The following is a 19057-nucleotide window of genomic DNA, read 5'->3' on the forward strand; positions in this document are numbered from 1 at the left end:
TGCTCTTATATTGCCCGCGGTCTGGATCAGCTCGGTATAGAAACGCTTGGCCGGTTCAGCCTGACGGGAGGCCTCGCCTCATCCTATGCAGCCCTGCCATTTCTACCGCATCGGGAACGCTTTCGGCCCGCGCTTGGCGATGCGTTGCAGGGAGCATTATCGCTCGCCTTGCTGGCCAACGGACGAGATTAGCCGCGTGAACGCCATGCGCCATCGCGGATGTTCCACACTATAGAAGTCACGCATCGTGCATTCCAAAATCGATTCCGATTTTCGGGCCGATGCTGTAGCGGCAAAAAGACTTGTCGCGGCGGGGTTTACCCCCTAACTTCTTATATACAGGCACTCACAGATATTCGGCCTGATCTTGCGAAACGGTGCCAGCTCACGCTGGCGGCGTGTGTGGCGTATTCTTTTCATGCATTTCCGGACGGAAACCGGTTTCCGTTCCCAGAGGAAATGCTCCACAGGGGTGGCATGCTGACTAAAAAGGGCAAATATGGCCTGAAAGCCATGGTGCATCTGGCGGGCGTTACAGATGGACAGCTGGTTTCGGCCAGCGAAATCGCCGAGAAGCACCATATACCGCGCAAGTTTCTCGACAATATTTTTACCGAACTTCGCAATGCCGGCTTCGTTCTTAGTCGCAAGGGCAAAGGCGGTGGCTTCTGTCTGGCCCGCCCGGCCCACGAGATTGCCATCGGCAATATCATCCGCGCGCTCGACGGCGCGCTTGCCCCCATCGCCTGCGCCAGCAAGACAGACTATCGCCCATGTGACGATTGCGATGAGGACGAATGCGAGGTGCGCCATATGATGCTCGATGTGCGCGAAGCCATCGCCAGCGTTCTGGATCATCGGACGCTAGCCGACAGCAAGGCCATGGATATAGCCTCACTGTCAGAATAGGCCTCAAGCCGCGGCGGCCGACCAGTTCGGGAACGGATCGTTCAGCCCCGACCAGCGCTCTGGCACGAAGTCTTCTTCCTCAAGAAGACATTGATCCAGCTCATCGATGAGCGCATCTTCCTGCATCGGATCGACACCGATGAACACAATCTCCTGACGCCGATCACCCCACACCTTATGGAAATATGGCTCCATGGCGCGCTGCCATTCGGGTTCCGCCGGCCAGTATTGCTTCGGCACGGATGACCACCAGCGCCCTCTTTTTCCGGTGCGGACCAACGCGCCCGCCTGACTGATTTCACCGACAAAATCCGGACGGGTGGCAAGCCAGAAGAAGCCTTTCGCCCGCACGACACCCGGCCAGCCCTTGTCGATGAACGATTGAAACCGTTCAGGATCGAAGGGACGTCGCGCACGATAGACAAAGGAGCGAACGCCATATTCCTCGGTCTCGGGCGTATGCGAGGCAAAGCCATGCAACTCCTTGTACCAGAGCGGATGCTCATGCGCCTTGTTGAAGTCGAAAAGCTTCGTGTCCAATATGGCGTCGAGCGACACTTCTCCGAAATCGACCTCCTCGATGCGGGCATCGGGATTGAGCGAGCGGATGACTTTGTGCGCCAGATCACGCTCCTCTTTTGAAGCGGTCGATATCTTGTTCAGCACGACGACATCGGCGAACTCGATCTGTTCAACCAGAAGATCGACAAGCGTGCGCTCGTCATCTTCGCCAAGGGATTCGCCGCGATCACGCAGAAAATCGCTCGATGCATAATCCTTCAGCAGATTGGCGGCATCAACAACTGTCACCATCGTATCGAGCCGGGCAACGTCCGAAAGACTGTTGCCCTTCTCGTCGCGAAACTCGAACGTGGCGGCAACCGGCAGTGGCTCGGCTATGCCGGTCGATTCGATCAGCAGATAATCGAAGCGTCCCTGAGCTGCCAGTTGTGAAACCTCCTTCAGGAGATCATCGCGCAATGTGCAGCAGATGCAGCCATTGGTCATTTCGACCAGCTGTTCATCCGTGCGGGAGAGATTGGCGCCGCCCTCACGAACGAGGGCGGCATCTATATTCACTTCACTCATATCATTGACGATCACCGCGACGCGGCGGTTCTCGCGATTATTGAGCACGTGATTGAGCAGTGTCGTCTTTCCGGCCCCGAGAAAACCGGACAAGACCGTAACGGGCAGTCTCTTTCTCATGACTCCGTTCCTCATCAAACTGGGTAGAATCAATCGTGATGGTGGTGATCGAGGTTGAAGGTCAGCGTGGTGAAATAGCTGAGCTTGTCCGCTTCCTTTGAATCAGACAGCGGCCTGGAATAGCCCGCCCCAACGACATTGAGACCCGCGTTGCGGATATTGATCCTGGCGATGCCTTCCGCGTCGGTTTTCACCGGCGCTGCGCGACTGTCATTGACATAATCCGCCGTAACCTCGACGCCTTCCACCGGCTTTCCGTCAAACAGAACCTGCACGGGAAGCTCGTTGCCCGCCTCCAATATTGTCGGGTCCATCAACGGAACGATTTCGAAAGGCAAACCTTGGGCTTCTGGCTTTTTGCGCAGATGATCCAGAATGGCGACAGCAAATTTCTGACTCTGGCTGGACTGTTTTGCGCCCGGCACTTCCGATTTCGGCTTGTTGACCCACTTGCCGTCCGGACCCTCGGCCCAGAAGCCATTGTCGAATGTGCCGCTGACCACGACTGCATCCTTGGGCACGCTCAGCAGGGCATGATCTTCCTGTCGTTTGATCTCGACGGCGACATCCTTGCCCTCTCCATTCTTGGCCGTAACCGTCTTGAGCTTCTGCGGGTCATAGGCCTCATCGCTTGCGCCGTGACCGTAAACAACCGCCTGCGTTCCGTGACGTTCTGCAATCCAGATTCCATGAGCACCCGCGATTGCGGGAGCAAGAAAAGTCAAGACAGCACCAGCCTGAAGCGCCTTCACAAAGCTACGCATTCTCTTCTCCTTAATGTTATATCATAACAGATTTAGTGGTGAAAATAGGCGGCCTGAGCCGCCTTTGAGTGTCGAAATGCAAGTTTCGATCCGCTTCAATCAGGTCGAGGCGCACTCATTAGAGCATGTCTCCCGAAAGTGGGAACCGGTTTCGGGATAAAGACATGCTGAAAAACAAACAGATAGAGCATTTCCAATGATTCAATTAAAACAGGAAATGCTCTAGTGCCGGGCTGCCCGTAAGTTAAAGCAGGGTCCAGCCCGGCACCGTTGCGACCGCTACCAAGTTATGGGCGTGCACCTGGCGAGGGCGCGGTCGCAGCTGTTGGCCCTATTTCGACAGACAGTCCTTCAACGAATCCGCCAGATTGCGAATGAGCTGCGGATAGAGATCCGGACCATCCTTCAGCTCTGCCCCCAGCGGATCGAGAACGCCTGTCCTGGCATCCGTTCCTTCGATAACTGTATTCACCAGCTTCGGTTCGAACTGCGGTTCGGAGAACACGCAGGTTGCGCCAAGCGATTTGATCTTCTCGTGAATTTCCTTGATGCGCGCGGCACCCGGCGCCTTTTCCGGGCTGACCGTGATTGATCCGGCCGCCTTCACACCGAAACGATTTTCGAAATACTGGTATGCATCATGGAAGACGATAAACGGCTTGTCCTTTACCGGCTCCAGTTCGCTGGCGACTTCCTTGGTCAGCGCGTCAATCTTCTCGCCATAGTCCTTGGCGTTCTTTTCATATTGCGCAGCGTGTTCGGGGTCGCTTTCGCCGAGCGTCTTGGCGATATCCGCCGCCAGAACCTTTCCGTTTTGCGGGTCGAGCCAGAAATGCAGATCATATTCACCGTGACCATGGTGATGGTCATGCCCGCTTTCCGATGCTTCGGCGGCATGATTGTGCCCCTTGTCGGCATCGGCGGCATCCTTCTTGTCATCGTTACCATGGTCATGACCTTCGGCACCATGGTTGTGACCTTCATGGCCATGGTCATGCGCTTCGAACGGACCACCTTCACGGAACTTCAGCTTGGTCAGTCCTTCCGCTTCACCAAGAGCGACAACCTTTGCGCCATCGCCAAGTGTATCGATGGGCTTGTCGAGGAAGGTTTCCATCGACGGCCCGGCCCAGAAAATCACCTTGGCGTGCTCGATTGCTTCGGCATCGGAGGGTTTCAGGCTGTAGACATGCTCGGAACCCGCACCCTGAACGATCAGTTTCGGCTCGCCCACCCCCTGCATGACTGCGGAAACAATGGAATGGAGCGGTTTGATCGAGACCACGACGCCGTCGCGTTCTGCGGCAAGTGAGACATTTGCCGTACCAGCCAGAAATGCCGAGGCTAGGAGGAGGGAGCGAAGATGTTTCATAGTCTCTCTCTTGTACGATTGGGGAGGGGCACCACATTCTTGTGATATGTTATTTTATTACGTCAGTTGCGTTATGCTATAACGTCTGTCATAAGGTGAGGCAACCCCCATTTTGGAAAAATCACAGCGGCGGTTGCGCAATAGAGCGGCAACGGAAAAAGACGCTGGGAAAAATTTCGAATCGGCGGATGATCCGTGCGTGGGACACGAACATACAGGCATTGAAAGCCCAGAGTAGATGAGCAGGAAGACCGCCCTCCCCGCCGAAAAAGCGCGGGAAACATTGATTGAACTGAAGGATGCCGGCGTCTATCGCGACGGGCGCTGGCTCGTGCGCAATGTCGACCTGAGTGTTGAGCGCGGGGAGATCGTCACCCTGATCGGTCCGAATGGCGCGGGCAAGAGCACCGCCGCCAAGATGGCGCTGCGCATCCTGAAACCAGACGAAGGCAGCGTGATCCACGCGCCGGGCCTGCGCATCGGCTATGTGCCGCAAAAGATCAATATCGACCGCACGTTGCCGCTTTCGGTCGAGCGCCTGATGACCCTGACGGGGCCTCTCTCGCGCAAGGATACCGAGACGGCCTTGGAAGTGGTGGGCATTCCGCATCTGGCCAAGGCGGAAATCGCTAATCTGTCAGGCGGCGAGTTCCAGCGGGCGCTGATGGCGCGCGCACTTGCGCGCAAACCGGACCTCATGGTGCTGGACGAACCGGTGCAGGGCGTCGACTTTTCCGGCGAAGCTGCATTGTACGAACTGATTGCGAAACTGCGCGACGACACAGGCTGCGGCGTGCTGCTGATTTCGCACGACCTGCATCTGGTCATGGCGGCGACCGACCGCGTCATCTGCCTCAACGGGCATGTATGCTGCAGCGGGACGCCGCGCGATGTGACGGCGAGCCCTGAATATATGCGGCTGTTTGGCAGCCGGGCCGTCGGACCGCTTGCCGTTTATGAGCATCATCACGATCACACGCATCTGCCGGACGGGCGCGTGCTTCATGCCGACGGTTCCGTGACGGATCACTGCCACGCCGATGACGGCCATCATCATGACCATGAACACGGGCATGATCATGAACATCATCATCACGAAGGGAGCGCGCCGCGTGCTTGACGATTTCTTCACCCGCGCCATCATCGCCGGTGTCGGGCTTGCGCTCACGACCGGACCGCTCGGCTGCTTCATCGTCTGGCGGCGCATGGCCTATTTCGGCGATACCATGGCGCATTCCGCCCTGCTCGGCGTGGCGCTGGCGCTCATTTTCGACATCAATATGATGATCGGCGTGTTCGCCGTTGCCGTGGCGATTTCAGCCATTCTGCTGCTCTTGCAGCGCCGACACACATTGTCGGCGGATTCGCTGCTCGGCATCCTGTCCCATGCCACGCTGTCGCTTGGCCTCGTCCTCGTTGCCTTCATGACATGGGTGCGCGTCGACCTGCTGTCGTTCCTGTTCGGCGATATTCTGGCTGTCTCGCGAATGGATATCGCCTTCATCTATGGCGGCGGGGTGTTTGTGCTGGCGGTTCTGGCCTGGTTGTGGCGTCCTTTCCTTGCTGCCACCGTCAGCGAGGATATTGCCCGCGCCGAAGGCATGAACCCTGCCCTGTCGCGCATTGTTTTCATGCTGCTTCTGGCCATCGTCATCGCCATTGCGATGAAGATCGTCGGAATTCTATTGATCACCTCGCTGCTGATCATTCCGGCAGCGACGGCACGCCGCTTTTCCTCCACACCCGAACAGATGGCCATTCTGGCCTCACTGATCGGTGCTGCGGGGGTTATCGGCGGACTTTATGGTTCCATTCATTTCGACACGCCATCCGGCCCTTCAATCGTGGTCGCGGCGCTTGCCATTTTCATTTTGAGCCTGCTACCCCTACATAAGAGGGAACAGGCATCACCGAAACGGATCGCTGGACAATGAGCACGCATCACCATCATCACGCCCCGCAGGACCTCACCCGCAATCAGACACTGGTTTTCGACGTTTTGTCCAAAGCGGAAGGCCCACTCAGCGCCTATACGATCCTCGACCAGTTGCGTGACGACGGTTTCCGCGCGCCGTTGCAGGTCTATCGCGCACTGGAAAAGCTGCTCGATTACGGGATGATTCATCGCCTTGAAAGCCTCAACGCCTTCGTTGCCTGCGCGCATCCGCAATGCCATCAGCAGGGTCTGGTGGCTTTCGCGATTTGCGAGAAATGCGGTCAGGTGACGGAATTCTCCGACGCGGCGATCGAGAACCTTGTCAGCGCCTGGAGCCTTCAGAACGGTTTCAAGTCGCGCAAGACGACACTGGAGCTGCGCGGCCTCTGCGAAGCTTGTGGCGAGCACTGACAAACAGGAACCTGTTCAAGGTAACCATGTCCGCAAAATCCCGGTTTAAAAAGTAACGCATCGGCAATCGAAACCTGCTAGATTAGTCTCAGGGGAATAGCAGGTAAGATTTTGATATGGCACGGGTTAAGCCATCCCACGAACGTCGTAGGGAAGAGAGACAGCGTACAAGGCTGCGCTCCGGAAAGATCGTGGGGCTCGATGGGCGTTTCATCATCGAATGCCAGTTCAGCGATATCGCGCCCCATGGCGCCAAGCTGAGAACTGTCGAAGTCCCGACCCTGCCCGAACGCTTCTGGCTGTTTGACGATTATTACGGACGCGCGCTTCTGGCCCGCGTGGCCTGGCGGGATGGTCGTGAAATGGGTGTGGAGCTTGTATCCGACCCGGCGGTCGCACCGCTCGATGACGAGCGCCTCGCCCAGCTTGCAGGAAAATACTATTCGCTGTGACTGACAGGCTCTGCGTTGGCCTGCTTCTCTGACTGCTTGGCCGGTGCCGTCGGTGTCGGCGTGCCGCGCATGTTCATGGCACGGATTTCTTCCGCTGAAATATAGTTGAACTGCTCGACCAGAAGGTCCTTGATGACCGGCTCGGGGAACCGCGCATTGAGATCGGTGATGATCGAGGCACGAACGTCCTCGAAACTCACCTTCTCGACCTCTTTCGTATCCGAATAGCTGCCATAGAATTTACGGAATATCTCATCGTTGATGAAGAATTCGAGCGGCACGGTCAGCTTCTTGCGAATGTTCGAATCGACCGTATAGACAAGCTGCGTCACCACATAACCGGCGACGCCGCCATTCGAGATGATCGGCACGCTCATCACATCTGTCTTGACGTAATCCACGCCGCCAAATCCACTGGTCGCCGCCTGCGCCTCACCCGAAGATGAGACGTTCTGGCGAACCGCCAGGAAAAGCGAGCCGAAAGCGACGGCACAAATCCACAGACCGATGGCAATGATGCGGATCATCGTGCGTGACCGAGCCTCACACTCTGCATGCTGTAGGTGCCGTCCGCTTCCTGCGTTTCCAGCGCACCGCGAATGAGATCAGCCAACTCACCGACGGCCCGCAGATGCAGCTGCAGCGCTTCGCAATTCCTCTCGAGCTTCTGCTTCAGGCTGTCGAGCAGCGGCTGAAGCCGCTTCATCGTCGCCGGTTCGGCAGCACTGGCCGCTTTCTTGATCGCCTTGTTGAAATCATAAAGCCCACGGCTCTTGCGGGAGTTGATTTCCGCCAGATCCGGATTGCCGCCCTCCAGAAGAAGACGCGTTTCAGTATCGATGACATCTTCCAGACGTTGGATTGCCCGCACGACCGGCTTCAATGTGGGGTTCTCGGCCGGTTCCTCTGCCAGCGCCTGACCCGGTTCGCTCGTGACAGTGACGATTTGCGAATCCTCTGGCGGCAGGCTGTTTTCAGAGCTTGTCTCGGTCATTTAGGGGTCCTCAATTATGAAGCATGGCGGACGCTATGGTTGCGGGCCAATCAGCCGCGCGCGCTGTCCGTATCGCTGTTGTTGTCGAGTTGCTTTTGAATGAGCTTGCGTTCGAAGCCATGCACAATGTCCTTCGATACGCCGTTCTGGCCCACACTTTCTCCCAGATTATTGATCACGTCTCCTAACGCTATCGTCGTCGGCGCGTCTGCCCGCCCGTTGCGCGCCGCCTGTTCCTCAAGCAACTTGGCAATGCCGACACCGCCGCCATCCGCCATCTTGTTTGCCATGGCTTCCGCCATCATGGACTTCCAGTATTCACCGGCAATCCCCTTCCCGAAGGTCGCCGTCGTGTCACTGGTGAACATCGACTGCACGAAGGATTGCAGCATGAAGGCCTCGAACTTGCGATAAGCCGGACTGGCCGCATTCTGCGCATCCGGTCGCACGCTGACCCCAGCCGCAAGGCTGTCGGAAAAGCTGGCGAAATTATCCCGCGTCAGTCCACCACCGGCGGCGGGTGCCGCCATTGTAGCTGCCCCAGTGGATGCCACCATGGTTCCCGATGCGGACGGCGCTCTCAGCCGTTCCGCCGCCATGCGATAGGCTTGCGGATCGGCGGCACGCGCCACGTCCATCACCAGATCTGACGGCGGGTTGATCGCCATGCGCCATTCCTTCTTCTGTTGATTGCACCATAATGGGTCAAACTTGACTGAAACTTGTGCGTGCGTTCAGCCTCGATTTTGCGCTCAATCAGGGTTTTGCGGCCTATTTGTCGTTTTCCGGCTAATAAATTCCTCGATTAGGCTGGAAAGTTCGCGCCGTTCGCGATCATTTTCAGCATCCGTCAGCCGCTCTTCCAGCAACTCGACACGTCTTTGTTCCTGCAGAAGTGCTTTGCGTTGTGATTCGAGACGCTGCTCAAGCTGCAGCGATTCGGCAGCGTTATTGCCGAGGCGCTTGATGAGCAGCGACGGATCGATATTGAGCGCATCGCCATCATAGCGGCGGTCCTGCATGGCGATCAGCGCCTCTCGCTCTTCATCCAGCGCGCCCTTGCGCGCATTGGCTGCAGCAAGAGCCTGTTCCAGCCGGGCGCTTCCGAGCTTTTGCAGTTCAATGAGCTTCTTGAGATTGCGCGGATTCGTCATAGCTGCCCTCAAAACAGCTCGCGAAGCTGCGTCGCAGTTTCGTTGGTGAAGAAGCGCAGGAGTTCCGGCAGGATGAAATAGACCACCAGCAGCCCTCCCCCCAGCACGAATGGCATCGATACGAAGTAAACCGGTATGGTCGGCGTCAGCTTGTTCACCAGACCGATGGCGAAATTGACGAGAATCGCAAAAACGATGAACGGCGCTGCAATACGCAGCGTTGCCAGAAAAGCCGCCGAAAGCGCATCGGTGAAGTCGATCATTGCCGCATCGGGGCGAAACTGCCCGTCAACCGGAATCGCCACATAGGAATTGAGCAGCGCCCGGAAGATTTCCAGATGCATATCGGTAATGAAGAACAGGAACAGAGCGCTGAAAGTGACGATGGTGGCAAGTGTCGCCTGCGGTTCGCTTTCGGTGATGGCATCGGCAGGCGAGCCGGAATATCCGACTGAAACCGCCATCGTGCTGGCCATGAATTGCAGCGCCCAGAAATAGATATGCGCCAGAATGCCGATCACCGCGCCGACAAACATTTCGCTCGCCATCAGGCGGAACAGGGTCCACGGTTGCCCGGCATCGACAACGGTAACGATACGCTGCAACACCAGCGGCAGGACCGCGAATGAACAGGCCAGTGCAATGTAGAGTCTGACCTGCAACGGAATGCGCGCACTCGAAAGCCCCGGCATCAGCATCAGGCACGCGCCGATGCGGCAGAACGCCAGAACGGCGGCCAGGATGATTTCGTTGAGCGGCAATTGCGCGACAGGCACTCAAGGCCCTTTCATCGTATGAAGCAATAACTACTCCCCTCGCCCTTCGAGACGCCAAGCCTCGACAAGCTCGGCATGGCTCCTCAGGATGAGGGGTGTGGACGCTAGAACTCTTTCCTCATCCTGAGGAAGTGCCCTGAGCGCGGGCAGGGCGTCTCCAACCCTCGCTCCCCTCATCCTGAGGAGGTGTCCTGAGCAAAGCGAAGGGAACCGTCTCGAAGGATCAGAGGATCGACGAACGCTGTCCTCTTACGAAATCGCGCCGAGTGACTTCACCTCCACGCCACGTGCGATTTCGACATGGGACAAGACAGGCAGGGTGGCGAACAAGCGCTCGATAATCATGCGAATGTATGGCCGCGCTTCCGGTGACGAAACCAGCACGAAACGTTCGCCATTGTCGAAATGCTTGCGAATGACGGTGGAGGCCTCGGTGCCGAACTGTTCCAGCAGGCGCGGATCGATGTCGAATTCGACGATTTCACCTTTGGCATCACGCTTGAGGCTCTGGTGGAAGACCAGATCCCAGCGATTGCCGAGACGCAGAACGTTCAGCACGCCATTGTCGGAAAGATCGCCGCAAATCTGCTGCGCCATGCGCATACGGACATGTTCCACGATCATTTCCGGGCGGCGAACGAGCGGTGCGATTTCCGCAATGGCTTCAAGGATCAGATGCAGGTTGCGGATGGAAATGCGTTCGGCGAGCAGCAGCTTCAGCACCGCCTGCAGGCCCGAATAGGAAATATGCGTCGGGCAGATATCTTCCAGAAGCTTGCGATATTCAGAGCCGAGACGGTCCAGCAGAATGCGCATATCTTTGTAGGAAAGAAGCTGGGCCAGATTGTTGCGGACGATTTCGCTCAAATGTGTCAGCAGGACTGAGAGATTGTCCACGGTCATATAGCCATCGCGGCGGAGATCGGACGCAAAGGTTTCCGGCACGGAATAGGCGCGCATACCGAAGGCCGGTTCGCGCACTTCCTCACCCGGAATGGATGGGATCGGGCGGTCGCCAAGCACGACAAGCGTTTCACCGACGCGCAGCTCGTGGCTGGCGACTGCCGTGCCGTGAATCTTAATGCGATAGCTTTTCGGCGGAAGCGCGATATCGTCCGTGACCTTGATTTCAGGGATGACGAAACCGTATTCCTGCGCGAACTTGCGGCGCATCTTGTTGACGCGATGCGCCAGCTCCTGCTGCGATGCGATCAGGCGGGCGGAAAGCTGCTTGCCGAGGCAAAGCTCGATCTGGTTGGTTTCGAGCGACGCCTTGACGGAATTGCGCTCCTGCTCTTCCGCTTCGCGCTGCTTCTTGCCGGCCTCGTTGGCTTCCGCCTCGCGCTGGCGCGCTTGTCGACGGGGTACGGCAATACCGATGAAAGCCATTGCGCCACCGAGCATAAAGAATGGGAAGGCTGGCAGGCCCGGCATGATGCCGAGGACGAAGAGCAGCATCGCCGCAACCAGAAGCGCCTTCGGATAGGCACCCAGCTGACCGAAGATCGCCTGATCGGCGGAGCCGCGTGTGCCGCCCTTCGACACCAGAAGACCGGCGGCAAGCGAGACGATCAGGGCCGGAATCTGCGTTACCAGACCATCGCCGACCGACAGCTTGGTGAAGACATCGGCTGCGTGCGCAATATCCATATCGTGGCGCGTAGCGCCGATGATGATGCCGCCGAAAATATTGACGGCGGTGATGATGAGACCGGCAATCGCATCGCCACGCACGAATTTCGAAGCACCGTCCATGGAGCCGAAGAAGGAGCTTTCCTCTTCCAGCTCGCGACGGCGGCGCTGCGCTTCCTTTTCATCGATCAGGCCGGACGACAGGTCGGCATCGATGGCCATCTGCTTGCCGGGAATGGCATCGAGGGTGAAGCGCGCGCCCACTTCCGCGATACGCGTCGCGCCCTTGGTGATGACGAGGAAGTTGACGATGATGAGAATGCAGAAAACGACCAGACCGATGACGAAGTCGCCGCCCATCACGAATTGCGAGAAGCCGTGGATCACATGACCGGCGGCAAGATAGCCTTCATTGCCGTGGGTGAGAATCACGCGTGTCGTCGCGATATTCAGCGACAATCGCATCATGGTGGCGATCAGCAGCACCGTTGGAAAGGCGGAAAAGTCTAGCGGGCGCTGAATCCAGAGCGCAACCATCAGGATCAGGACCGAGAAGGCGATCGAAAACGCCAGACCAATATCCAGCACGACAGCCGGAACAGGCAGGAAAAGCACGGTCAGGATGATGATGATGCCAACCGCCAGCCCCATATCGCTGCCGGTCAGAAGTCCGCTTTTCATCAAGGGTTTAGCCGCTGCCTGCTGCACATCCGTCTCCTGTTTCGGGACGGACCTTAGCTCGCGAAGCTTGCGCGAAGGCTACGTGCTAGAACCCCTTCTCGATACGAGAATAGGCCAGCAGCGTGAAGGAGTTGATCTGCGCACCGACGAATGGCGCGGTCAGGGCCAGCACGACGAAAATGACGATGATCTTCGGCACGAAGGTCAGCGTCATTTCCTGAATCTGCGTCAGCGCCTGGAAAAGTGCGATGCCGATGCCTGCAAGCATGGCGGCAAGCACCGCCGGACCGCTTGCCATAAGCACGGTCCAGATTGCAGAATTGACGATATCAAGCGCGTCGGCTTCGTTCACCGCATCGGTCCTAGCTGATCTTGACGCCTGCACCGATCATCAGCGTCTTGCCGTCTTCCAGTTCGGCCAGCATGCCGTTTGACTGGATGGTAACGGATTTCACGACGCCCGATATGCTGCCATCGGCATTGGTCAGCGTGCGACCGATCCAGCCTTCGGCCTGTGTCAGAGACGTATTGGCGATCAGCGTTTCAAGCTTGCTGTTCATCTGCACGGCCTGCTCGACATTGGAGAAGGTCGCAAGCTGCGAAACATATTGCGTCGCGTCCATGGGCTGCGTCGGATCCTGATTTTGCATCTGGGTCACCAGAAGTTTCAGGAATGAATTGTAATCGACGCTCGCCTTGTTGGCCGCGGAATTGCTGTTGTTCGTCGTGTTGTTATTCGTCGTATTTGTGCCAATCGGCGGTGTCGTGGTCATGGGTTTGCCTCCGCAGATTTCCGGGTCGCAGCCACGGGCAAAACAGGGCTCTCAAGGCCCATTAGTTCGGCCTCGCGTGGATATTGCGCGCGAATTGTCTTGAGCGCCTCGAAAATGCGCCCGTTATGCACCAGCTCGTCGACCAGCTTCAGCGCATTCAGGATTTCCGCATCCTTGAACGTCGAGAACATGCCTTTCAGCATCTGCGCGAAAGTGGAGTGGGCCTGTTCGCGCATGGCCGGTTCGATCAGCATCATCTGCGCGGCGAAATAGAGCTGGCGCAGCGGCGTGGTTGTGTCTTCCGGCTGGAGAACATGGTTTTCCAGAAGAAAGGTCGCATCGTTCAGGAGTTCGAGCGAGACCTTGCGGTCGGCTCTCAGTACGGCACCGTTGATGAAGATTCGTTCGCCCGCGCGCAGCGAAAGGCGAATGGCCGGTTTTCCGTTTGGGGTCATCTCAAAGCCCATCCCGGATCGATTGTGTGATCTCGATCAGCGTGGCGTAATCATTGCTTTCGCCCTGACGGATGCGCTCGATTTCCTTCAGCACGAAAATACCGACGGAAATGATCGCGGCCTTCAGTTCCTTCGGCAGCACATTTTCCTCGGACCCCAGATCATCGATGATCGTGGTCCAGAGCTTTGTCGTGAAATAGGCCGCGTCAATCGCCTCACGCGAGCCGCTGCCATTTGCCTTCGCTGCCTCGAGCATTGCGATGGAACGGTCGAACAATGCCCGTTCCCGTTCCTTGGCGCTCGCCATATCGTCATTCATGACATCTTCGTAGCGCATCTGATACATGGTTTCTCCGTCTATCAGTTCGGACGGGCTCGCATCATGCTGCGTCCGTCCTCATTTCATCTCAACTATCTGAGATAGTTGAGCAGGCTCATATTCTGCAGCTGAACCGTCAGCGAATAGGACGTTTCAATCTGTGTCTTCAGAGCGTTGACGCGTGTCGCCGCTTCATAAGGATCGACTTCTTCGAGATTGAGCACAGACTGGTTCAGGATTTTTTGCTGTGCCGCGATGCGCGTGGTTGCAGCTTCGGTGCGCGACTGGGCGAGACCGAGCGTCGTCTGTTCCGAGGTGGTTTCGGTGATCGCCGTCGTCGTCGTCTGCATGGCCTGATGCGTCAGGGCTTCAAAAGCCGAGTTATTGAGGCCGATGGTTGCGAATTCGGCCACCATGACCGCCGACATGATGGTCTTGCGGAAACCGTCAGCATTGGCCGAGATCGATGTATCCGCCGTTTCTGTCGGCGAAATACGGCTCTTGATCACCGTGTCCGATGCATCCGACCAGTTTGCGGCCCAGTTGGCATCGTTGAACTCGTCAGCGAAATCACCTTCCAGAAAGGCCTTCATTTCGTCGCCGGTGATGTTCGCCACCTGCGGATCGTCGATGGCAAAACCGAAATGCGTCTGAAACGCCTGGCGCACCGCTGTCTGCGCGGCGCTGCCTTCGGTATAGTCGGCAACCGGCTTCACATCAGTGTTTACACCGGCAAAGATATATTCGCCGTTATAGCTGGTGTTGAGCAGACCGGTGACGGAGTTGAGAATAGACTTTGCCGACTTCGCAATCGTGGAGGCACTTTCGGCGGTATTGTTGGCGCCCGTCAGGTCGCCCAGAAAGTTCTGCGTGTTCTCGATGATCGTGCCGGCAGCGGTCTGCGTCGCATTCATGCGCTGCTGCACCAGCTTGTTCATGTCTGTAAGCACGCTCAGGCGATCATATTCCTTGCGCAACGATACGGTCTGGCCAGACTTGGAGCCAAGCGACAGACCAACATCGAACACGGTTCCCGTGGTCGCTTCCTGCTGCGCCTTCAACATTTCGGCCTTGTTCTTCGCCACAAGGGCTCGCAGGGCTGACGTTGCGCCATAGGTGGAAATCGATTGCGCTTTCATTGGCCTCACACCGCGTTGAGAAGATCGTCGAGCATTGCGCTGATCGTGGTCAGCACCCGGCTCGATGCCTGATAGGAATGTTCAAGATCGAGAAGCAGCGCCATTTCGGTATCCATATCGACACCATTGGCGTTGGAAAGGGCTGCGTCTGCCTGGCTGGCAATCGTCGCATTATAGGAGAATTCGCTGTTGGCCTTCTGGCGCTTGCCTTCAAGCCAGCTGATCGATGATGAGCTGTAGTCCGTCAGGCTGGAGTTTGTCGCCAGACCCGCCACCGAATTGAAAGTCATCGGCTCGGAGAATGCTTCGTTGAGCGCACGCAGGCGATCGCTGAAACCTGCCCCACCTTCGCTATTGTACTTGTAGTCAGCCCCGTTGGCCCCACCGTCGCGCAGAAGAAGTGAGCTGCCGCCTTCCGACGTAACGAAGGCCGACGACACCTTGATAGTGCCTGCAATGCCTGCCGAGACGCCCGCACCGGGAACATCCGGCGAACCGGCCCAGCTGAACAGGCCCGTCTTGTCCGCGCCAACGCCGGTCTGGTCGCTTTCGGCGAACATCGTCACCAGATTGCGCGCAATCTCATCAAGCTGCATCTGATATTGCGGGGCGATCTGGTCACGCAGCTGCAGCAAGCCGCTCAGGCGGCCCGTTCCATAAGGCTGGTCGAATGTCTCGTGGTTGAGCGGAACGCCATCCACCAGTACCGCCTTGCCGGCAATACCCGGCGCCAGCACAGTCGATTGCTCGAAGCTCACCTTGCGCGCCGTGGTCTCAAAGAGTGTCACGCCGTTCTCGGCAAAAATGACCATGTCATTATCGCCGCGCATCATGGTGGTGATGCCGATCTCGCCGGAAAGCTGCTTCAGGATCGAGTCGCGCTGATCCATATAGTCGGAGACATCGCGATTGGCGCGCGTACCGCCGACGATCTCCTGATTGATCTTTTCGAACTTGGCGAGAAGATCATTGATGTTGGCGACGGAATCCGCGATTTCACGGTCCGCATCATTGCGCAGCGACTGAACCTGCTTGGTTCCGGCATTGAGCGCATTGGCAAGCGATTGCGCCGTGGAGACAACACTGTCGCCAAGCGCGCTGTTGGACGGAGAAGCGGCAAAGGTCTGGAGTGCATCGCGCAAATCGCCGATCAGTGCCGATGGCGAACCGGAATAATTATCTGCCGAATAAAGCGACGAAAGGCGGTCAAGCCCGCCTGCCAGAATGGAAGAGGAAGAAGCCGTACTGTTGGACTGGATGAACTTGTTGAACAAGGCTTCATCCGCCGACCGGCTGATGCCCACGTAAAGAGAACCGTAGGGCCCCGATACGAGAGAAGCCGTGCGCCGGGAATAATCCGGATCGTTGGCGCCCGCAATATTGCGAGAGACAACGGAGGTCTGCTTGGACGTTGCCGCAAGCGAACTTTTGGCCGTCAGAAGAGCAGAACTAAGCGACATCTTACCCCATCCTACAAGTGCATCCCCGAAAAGCGCGAAGCGGTCTCGCGTCCGGAAATGCGGCTAAAACAAACACCTGGAAAGCCCCTGATAATTCCGCTGATATCGGAACTGCCCCATGTGCGGACCGTGTCTGTTGCCTGAACGGTCCGTATTCTCAATGCTGCAATTCCGGGGAAGACTTCTTCGCCATCCCCGGAATCGTCTCGATTTATCTCTTCAGATTGACCAGCACGTCCATCAGTTCGGAACCGGTCTGGAATACTTTCGAATTGGCCGTATAACTGCGCTGCGCCTCGATCATGTCGGTCAGTTCCTGCGCAATATCGGCGTTGGATTCCTCCAATGTGCCCGACATGACCTTGCCCATGCCGTCGCTCTGCGGGAAACCGAGGCGGACATCGCCCGAGTCCGCGCTCGGCAGGAACACGTTGCCGCTCACAACCGTCATGCGATCAGGGCTTGCCACATTGGCCAGCGGAATACGCGCCAGAACCTTCTGTGTGCCGTTTTCGTAGATGGCGACGACCGAACCGTCATTGGCCACATCCACGCCCTTGACCGCAGATGGTGCCTGACCGTTAATCTGCGCCTGCGAAATGGTGTAGTCACCTGCGCGCTGCGTGGATGCACCCAGATTGAGATTGAGATTCTGACCGCCATAGGGTCCAAGATCAACCGCAACACCACCGGCAGACGTCATGTCGCCTGTTGTCGGATCGAATGTCAGCGTCGTCGGACCACCGACCACTGCATCGTCGGCAGCATTCTTGACCGTGACGCTCCATTCATCCGCACCGGTCTTGGTGAAATAAACGTCGAGCGTGATCTTCTCGCCCTTGTCATTATAGGAAATCAGCGACGTCTTGTGATTGAACTCACCCGCCGCCGGGATCTGATCGGTAGACGGCAAATTGACCGTGAAATTGCCAGACGTGCTGGCCTCCGGCGGAAGTGCTGCACTGTTGACATTGATGATGTTCAAACCGGCCATTGTCAGCGCGCCAGCCGGGTCGTTCGGGCCCGCGCCCAACAGATAATAGCCGGCTGAGTTGACCAGATTACCGTTCTTGTCGGGAACGAAGGAGCCAGCACGGGTCAGGAAGGTCGAGCCGTCCGCCCCCTGCACCACAAAATAGCCGTTGCCGTCGATGGCAAGGTCTGTCGTGGACGATGTGGAGCGGATGCCGCCCTGGTCGGAAATGCCGTAACGAACATCAGTCAGAACGCTGCCGGAATTATACTGTCCGCCAGTGCTGGGCAGAACGAGCGACGAAAACTGGGTTTCCGCACGCTTGTAACCGACGGTGCTCGCATTCGCGATGTTGTCAGCGACCGCCGACAGGCGGTTCGCCTGCGCGTTCATTCCCGAAACACCGGTCCGCATCATACCGTAGAGGCTCATTGGCAGCTCCTGATTAGTTGTAGCAACCAGCTCAAAGTCCGAAACCGTCGGGCTGGAATTCGTAAAACCGAGCGACTGAATCGGCACACCGACCCAATCATCCGCGGTAAAGCTAATGGACCACGCTTGCGTGAAACTGTAGCCTCGGGATTTTCTACGCTTTTACTGAGGGGACCGGCACGATTTCAGAAATCCGCAAATGCGCTCGAAATCGCGATACTGGGGATTATGGAGATGCAGCAATATCACTCGATATTGATGCAGTAGCCGAGGAAGCGCTTGGAATCGATCGGATCGAAACCCATCTGCTCACGCAGCTTCTTCCGCAACTTGCTGATATGGCTTTCAACGACGTTTTCTTCGACTTCACTGTCGAAGATGCCGTAGATCGCGCTGAAAATCTGCGCCTTGTTGAGGCGACGACCGCGATTGGCGATCAAATATTCCAGGATGCGGCGCTCGCGACGCGGCAGTGGAAAATCGATGCCATTGATCTGCGGATCACGACCATCGGAGAAAACACGGATCGGGCCGAGCTCAGTGCCGCTGTCGTTGGAAGCAGCTGATGCACCTGCACGGCGGCGGATCGCATTGATGCGCGCAAGGATTTCACGCACATGCACCGGTTTGCGAACAACATCGTCAACCCCGGATTGAAACAGCTCAAGTGTATGTTCAAGCGAGGGGCGATCGTTGACGGCGATGACGGGCGCCTTGCAGCGTTCACGAATCCGGGCTGGAAGGCGATGCTGATCTGCACATTCGCCGATCAGAAAAGCTTCGACAGCCATAATATCCTGTTGTGGAACGCTCTCGACCCATTCGTCGAAATCGGTAGGGGTAAAACCTGTTGTCGTGATGCCTTCGCGACCGAACCAGGAAGAGTATCCTTCAGTCACTATGTCCCTGTCGTCTACGACAACAATCATCGGCCCGCCTTCCGAATCAATATGTTAGCCCAAGCACGATAGGAATAACTGGCAGGAGGAATCAGCAACAATGGCAATTAGTTGCCCGCAATATATTGGGAGGCAATTTAGTACATTCTAATTTAATGGGAATCGCACTGATTGCAATGCGCCTACCTCTTTAGCCGTAAGAACCTTAACCAGATGTTAACGGCTCACGAACTTTTACGATTCTTTACAAGGGCTTAAAAATCCGCGTGCTAATTTAGCTTCCACCGGACCCGACAATCACAGGTTGAACATAGACA

23 protein-coding genes (1 of these 23 cut by a window edge) are annotated in these 19057 nt (G+C 57.1%); 6 read left to right on the forward strand and 17 right to left on the reverse strand.

Annotated features, from left to right (window positions below):
* Both OANT_RS21530 and OANT_RS21535 read left to right on the forward strand, forming a co-directional pair.
* Window positions 1-192 carry the 3' end of a glucosamine kinase nucleotide-binding domain-containing protein gene (locus OANT_RS21530; RefSeq protein WP_012093485.1) on the forward strand. 690 nt of this gene lie to the left of the window's left edge, so 192 of the gene's 882 nt are visible here — the last part of the coding sequence; the start codon falls outside the window, past its left edge; the stop codon is at window positions 190-192.
* A 285-nt stretch (window positions 193-477) separates the two neighbouring features.
* Window positions 478-909, forward strand: a complete 432-nt coding sequence (locus tag OANT_RS21535; RefSeq protein ID WP_012093486.1) for an RrF2 family transcriptional regulator — start codon at window positions 478-480, stop codon at window positions 907-909.
* Window positions 910-912: 3 nt separating this feature from the next.
* Here the strand turns inward: OANT_RS21535 and zigA are convergent, their stop codons facing one another.
* From zigA to znuA, 3 genes are all read right to left on the reverse strand, one after another.
* Window positions 913-2118 (reverse strand): zinc metallochaperone GTPase ZigA, encoded by a 1206-nt coding sequence (gene zigA / locus OANT_RS21540; RefSeq protein ID WP_012093487.1) that lies wholly within the window; start codon window positions 2116-2118, stop codon window positions 913-915.
* Window positions 2119-2147: 29 nt separating this feature from the next.
* Window positions 2148-2882 (reverse strand): DUF4198 domain-containing protein, encoded by a 735-nt coding sequence (locus OANT_RS21545; RefSeq protein ID WP_012093488.1) that lies wholly within the window; start codon window positions 2880-2882, stop codon window positions 2148-2150.
* 331 nt (window positions 2883-3213) lie between these two features.
* Window positions 3214-4254, reverse strand: a complete 1041-nt coding sequence (gene znuA, locus OANT_RS21550; RefSeq protein ID WP_012093489.1) for a zinc ABC transporter substrate-binding protein ZnuA — start codon at window positions 4252-4254, stop codon at window positions 3214-3216.
* Window positions 4255-4492: 238 nt separating this feature from the next.
* On the opposite strand from znuA, the gene OANT_RS21555 reads away from it, so the two are divergent.
* The 4 genes from OANT_RS21555 (at window position 4493) to OANT_RS21570 (ending at window position 7053) form a co-directional block, all read left to right on the forward strand.
* Window positions 4493-5374: an ATP-binding cassette domain-containing protein gene (locus tag OANT_RS21555; protein ID WP_010660760.1), complete on the forward strand. Its 882-nt coding sequence runs from the start codon at window positions 4493-4495 to the stop codon at window positions 5372-5374.
* Complete coding sequence (gene znuB, locus OANT_RS21560; RefSeq protein ID WP_040128583.1) at window positions 5328-6188, forward strand: zinc ABC transporter permease subunit ZnuB; 861 nt, start codon at window positions 5328-5330, stop codon at window positions 6186-6188. The genes OANT_RS21555 and znuB overlap by 47 nt, the downstream gene beginning before the upstream one ends.
* Window positions 6185-6601, forward strand: coding sequence for a Fur family transcriptional regulator (locus OANT_RS21565; RefSeq protein ID WP_010660758.1), 417 nt, complete (start codon window positions 6185-6187; stop codon window positions 6599-6601). Before znuB ends, OANT_RS21565 begins: the two co-directional genes overlap by 4 nt.
* A 116-nt stretch (window positions 6602-6717) precedes the next feature.
* Window positions 6718-7053 carry a PilZ domain-containing protein gene (locus OANT_RS21570; protein ID WP_010660757.1) on the forward strand — a complete coding sequence of 112 codons (336 nt, stop codon included), beginning with the start codon at window positions 6718-6720 and terminating at the stop codon, window positions 7051-7053.
* Here the strand turns inward: OANT_RS21570 and OANT_RS21575 are convergent.
* From OANT_RS21575 to ftcR, 14 genes are all read right to left on the reverse strand, one after another.
* The gene (locus OANT_RS21575) at window positions 7041-7580 is read right to left on the reverse strand and encodes a hypothetical protein (RefSeq protein ID WP_010660756.1); all 540 of its coding nucleotides are present in this window, start codon (window positions 7578-7580) and stop codon (window positions 7041-7043) included. The two genes, OANT_RS21570 and OANT_RS21575, sit on opposite strands and share 13 nt — an antisense overlap.
* Complete coding sequence (locus OANT_RS21580) at window positions 7577-8047, reverse strand: flagellar protein FlgN (RefSeq protein ID WP_012093491.1); 471 nt, start codon at window positions 8045-8047, stop codon at window positions 7577-7579. Before OANT_RS21580 ends, OANT_RS21575 begins: the two co-directional genes overlap by 4 nt.
* Window positions 8048-8097: 50 nt before the next feature.
* Window positions 8098-8715: a rod-binding protein gene (locus OANT_RS21585; RefSeq protein WP_012093492.1), complete on the reverse strand. Its 618-nt coding sequence runs from the start codon at window positions 8713-8715 to the stop codon at window positions 8098-8100.
* 84 nt (window positions 8716-8799) lie between these two features.
* Window positions 8800-9201 (reverse strand): hypothetical protein, encoded by a 402-nt coding sequence (locus OANT_RS21590; RefSeq protein WP_012093493.1) that lies wholly within the window; start codon window positions 9199-9201, stop codon window positions 8800-8802.
* Between the two features lie 8 nt (window positions 9202-9209).
* Window positions 9210-9977 (reverse strand): flagellar biosynthetic protein FliR, encoded by a 768-nt coding sequence (gene fliR / locus OANT_RS21595; RefSeq protein WP_012093494.1) that lies wholly within the window; start codon window positions 9975-9977, stop codon window positions 9210-9212.
* A 249-nt stretch (window positions 9978-10226) separates the two neighbouring features.
* On the reverse strand, window positions 10227-12290 hold the full coding sequence (gene flhA / locus OANT_RS21600; protein ID WP_010660751.1) for a flagellar biosynthesis protein FlhA: 2064 nt from the start codon (window positions 12288-12290) through the stop codon (window positions 10227-10229).
* Between the two features lie 85 nt (window positions 12291-12375).
* Entirely contained in the window at window positions 12376-12642 is a 267-nt protein-coding gene (fliQ, locus tag OANT_RS21605; protein WP_006469393.1) for a flagellar biosynthesis protein FliQ, read from the reverse strand.
* Window positions 12643-12652: 10 nt separating this feature from the next.
* Window positions 12653-13063, reverse strand: a complete 411-nt coding sequence (gene flgD / locus OANT_RS21610) for a flagellar hook assembly protein FlgD (RefSeq protein WP_010660750.1) — start codon at window positions 13061-13063, stop codon at window positions 12653-12655.
* On the reverse strand, window positions 13060-13518 hold the full coding sequence (gene flbT / locus OANT_RS21615; protein ID WP_012093496.1) for a flagellar biosynthesis repressor FlbT: 459 nt from the start codon (window positions 13516-13518) through the stop codon (window positions 13060-13062). Before flbT ends, flgD begins: the two co-directional genes overlap by 4 nt.
* Window position 13519: 1 nt before the next feature.
* Complete coding sequence (flaF, locus tag OANT_RS21620; protein WP_012093497.1) at window positions 13520-13864, reverse strand: flagellar biosynthesis regulator FlaF; 345 nt, start codon at window positions 13862-13864, stop codon at window positions 13520-13522.
* A 65-nt stretch (window positions 13865-13929) separates the two neighbouring features.
* On the reverse strand, window positions 13930-14976 hold the full coding sequence (locus OANT_RS21625; RefSeq protein ID WP_012093498.1) for a flagellar hook-associated family protein: 1047 nt from the start codon (window positions 14974-14976) through the stop codon (window positions 13930-13932).
* 5 nt (window positions 14977-14981) lie between these two features.
* Window positions 14982-16436, reverse strand: coding sequence for a flagellar hook-associated protein FlgK (flgK, locus tag OANT_RS21630; protein ID WP_012093499.1), 1455 nt, complete (start codon window positions 16434-16436; stop codon window positions 14982-14984).
* 211 nt (window positions 16437-16647) lie between these two features.
* Entirely contained in the window at window positions 16648-17841 is a 1194-nt protein-coding gene (locus OANT_RS21635) for a flagellar hook protein FlgE (RefSeq protein ID WP_040128577.1), read from the reverse strand.
* A 245-nt stretch (window positions 17842-18086) separates the two neighbouring features.
* Entirely contained in the window at window positions 18087-18770 is a 684-nt protein-coding gene (gene ftcR, locus OANT_RS21640; protein WP_010660744.1) for a flagellar transcriptional regulator FtcR, read from the reverse strand.
* Window positions 18771-19057 lie beyond the last annotated feature (287 nt).

This window comes from Brucella anthropi ATCC 49188, assembly GCF_000017405.1.
GTDB classification, from domain to species: Bacteria; Pseudomonadota; Alphaproteobacteria; order Rhizobiales; family Rhizobiaceae; genus Brucella; species Brucella anthropi.

Coding starts and splice junctions, on each gene's coding strand:
- OANT_RS21535 (WP_012093486.1), top strand. CDS start 478: ATGCTGACTAAAAAGGGCAAATATGGCCTGAAAGCCATGGTGCATCTG.
- zigA (WP_012093487.1), bottom strand. CDS start 2,118: ATGAGAAAGAGACTGCCCGTTACGGTCTTGTCCGGTTTTCTCGGGGCC.
- OANT_RS21545 (WP_012093488.1), bottom strand. CDS start 2,882: ATGCGTAGCTTTGTGAAGGCGCTTCAGGCTGGTGCTGTCTTGACTTTT.
- znuA (WP_012093489.1), bottom strand. CDS start 4,254: ATGAAACATCTTCGCTCCCTCCTCCTAGCCTCGGCATTTCTGGCTGGT.
- OANT_RS21555 (WP_010660760.1), top strand. CDS start 4,493: ATGAGCAGGAAGACCGCCCTCCCCGCCGAAAAAGCGCGGGAAACATTG.
- znuB (WP_040128583.1), top strand. CDS start 5,328: ATGATCATGAACATCATCATCACGAAGGGAGCGCGCCGCGTGCTTGAC.
- OANT_RS21565 (WP_010660758.1), top strand. CDS start 6,185: ATGAGCACGCATCACCATCATCACGCCCCGCAGGACCTCACCCGCAAT.
- OANT_RS21570 (WP_010660757.1), top strand. CDS start 6,718: ATGGCACGGGTTAAGCCATCCCACGAACGTCGTAGGGAAGAGAGACAG.
- OANT_RS21575 (WP_010660756.1), bottom strand. CDS start 7,580: ATGATCCGCATCATTGCCATCGGTCTGTGGATTTGTGCCGTCGCTTTC.
- OANT_RS21580 (WP_012093491.1), bottom strand. CDS start 8,047: ATGACCGAGACAAGCTCTGAAAACAGCCTGCCGCCAGAGGATTCGCAA.
- OANT_RS21585 (WP_012093492.1), bottom strand. CDS start 8,715: ATGGCGATCAACCCGCCGTCAGATCTGGTGATGGACGTGGCGCGTGCC.
- OANT_RS21590 (WP_012093493.1), bottom strand. CDS start 9,201: ATGACGAATCCGCGCAATCTCAAGAAGCTCATTGAACTGCAAAAGCTC.
- flhA (WP_010660751.1), bottom strand. CDS start 12,290: ATGAAAAGCGGACTTCTGACCGGCAGCGATATGGGGCTGGCGGTTGGC.
- flgD (WP_010660750.1), bottom strand. CDS start 13,063: ATGACCACGACACCGCCGATTGGCACAAATACGACGAATAACAACACG.
- flbT (WP_012093496.1), bottom strand. CDS start 13,518: ATGACCCCAAACGGAAAACCGGCCATTCGCCTTTCGCTGCGCGCGGGC.
- flaF (WP_012093497.1), bottom strand. CDS start 13,864: ATGTATCAGATGCGCTACGAAGATGTCATGAATGACGATATGGCGAGC.
- OANT_RS21625 (WP_012093498.1), bottom strand. CDS start 14,976: ATGAAAGCGCAATCGATTTCCACCTATGGCGCAACGTCAGCCCTGCGA.
- flgK (WP_012093499.1), bottom strand. CDS start 16,436: ATGTCGCTTAGTTCTGCTCTTCTGACGGCCAAAAGTTCGCTTGCGGCA.
- OANT_RS21635 (WP_040128577.1), bottom strand. CDS start 17,841: ATGAGCCTCTACGGTATGATGCGGACCGGTGTTTCGGGAATGAACGCG.
- ftcR (WP_010660744.1), bottom strand. CDS start 18,770: ATGATTGTTGTCGTAGACGACAGGGACATAGTGACTGAAGGATACTCT.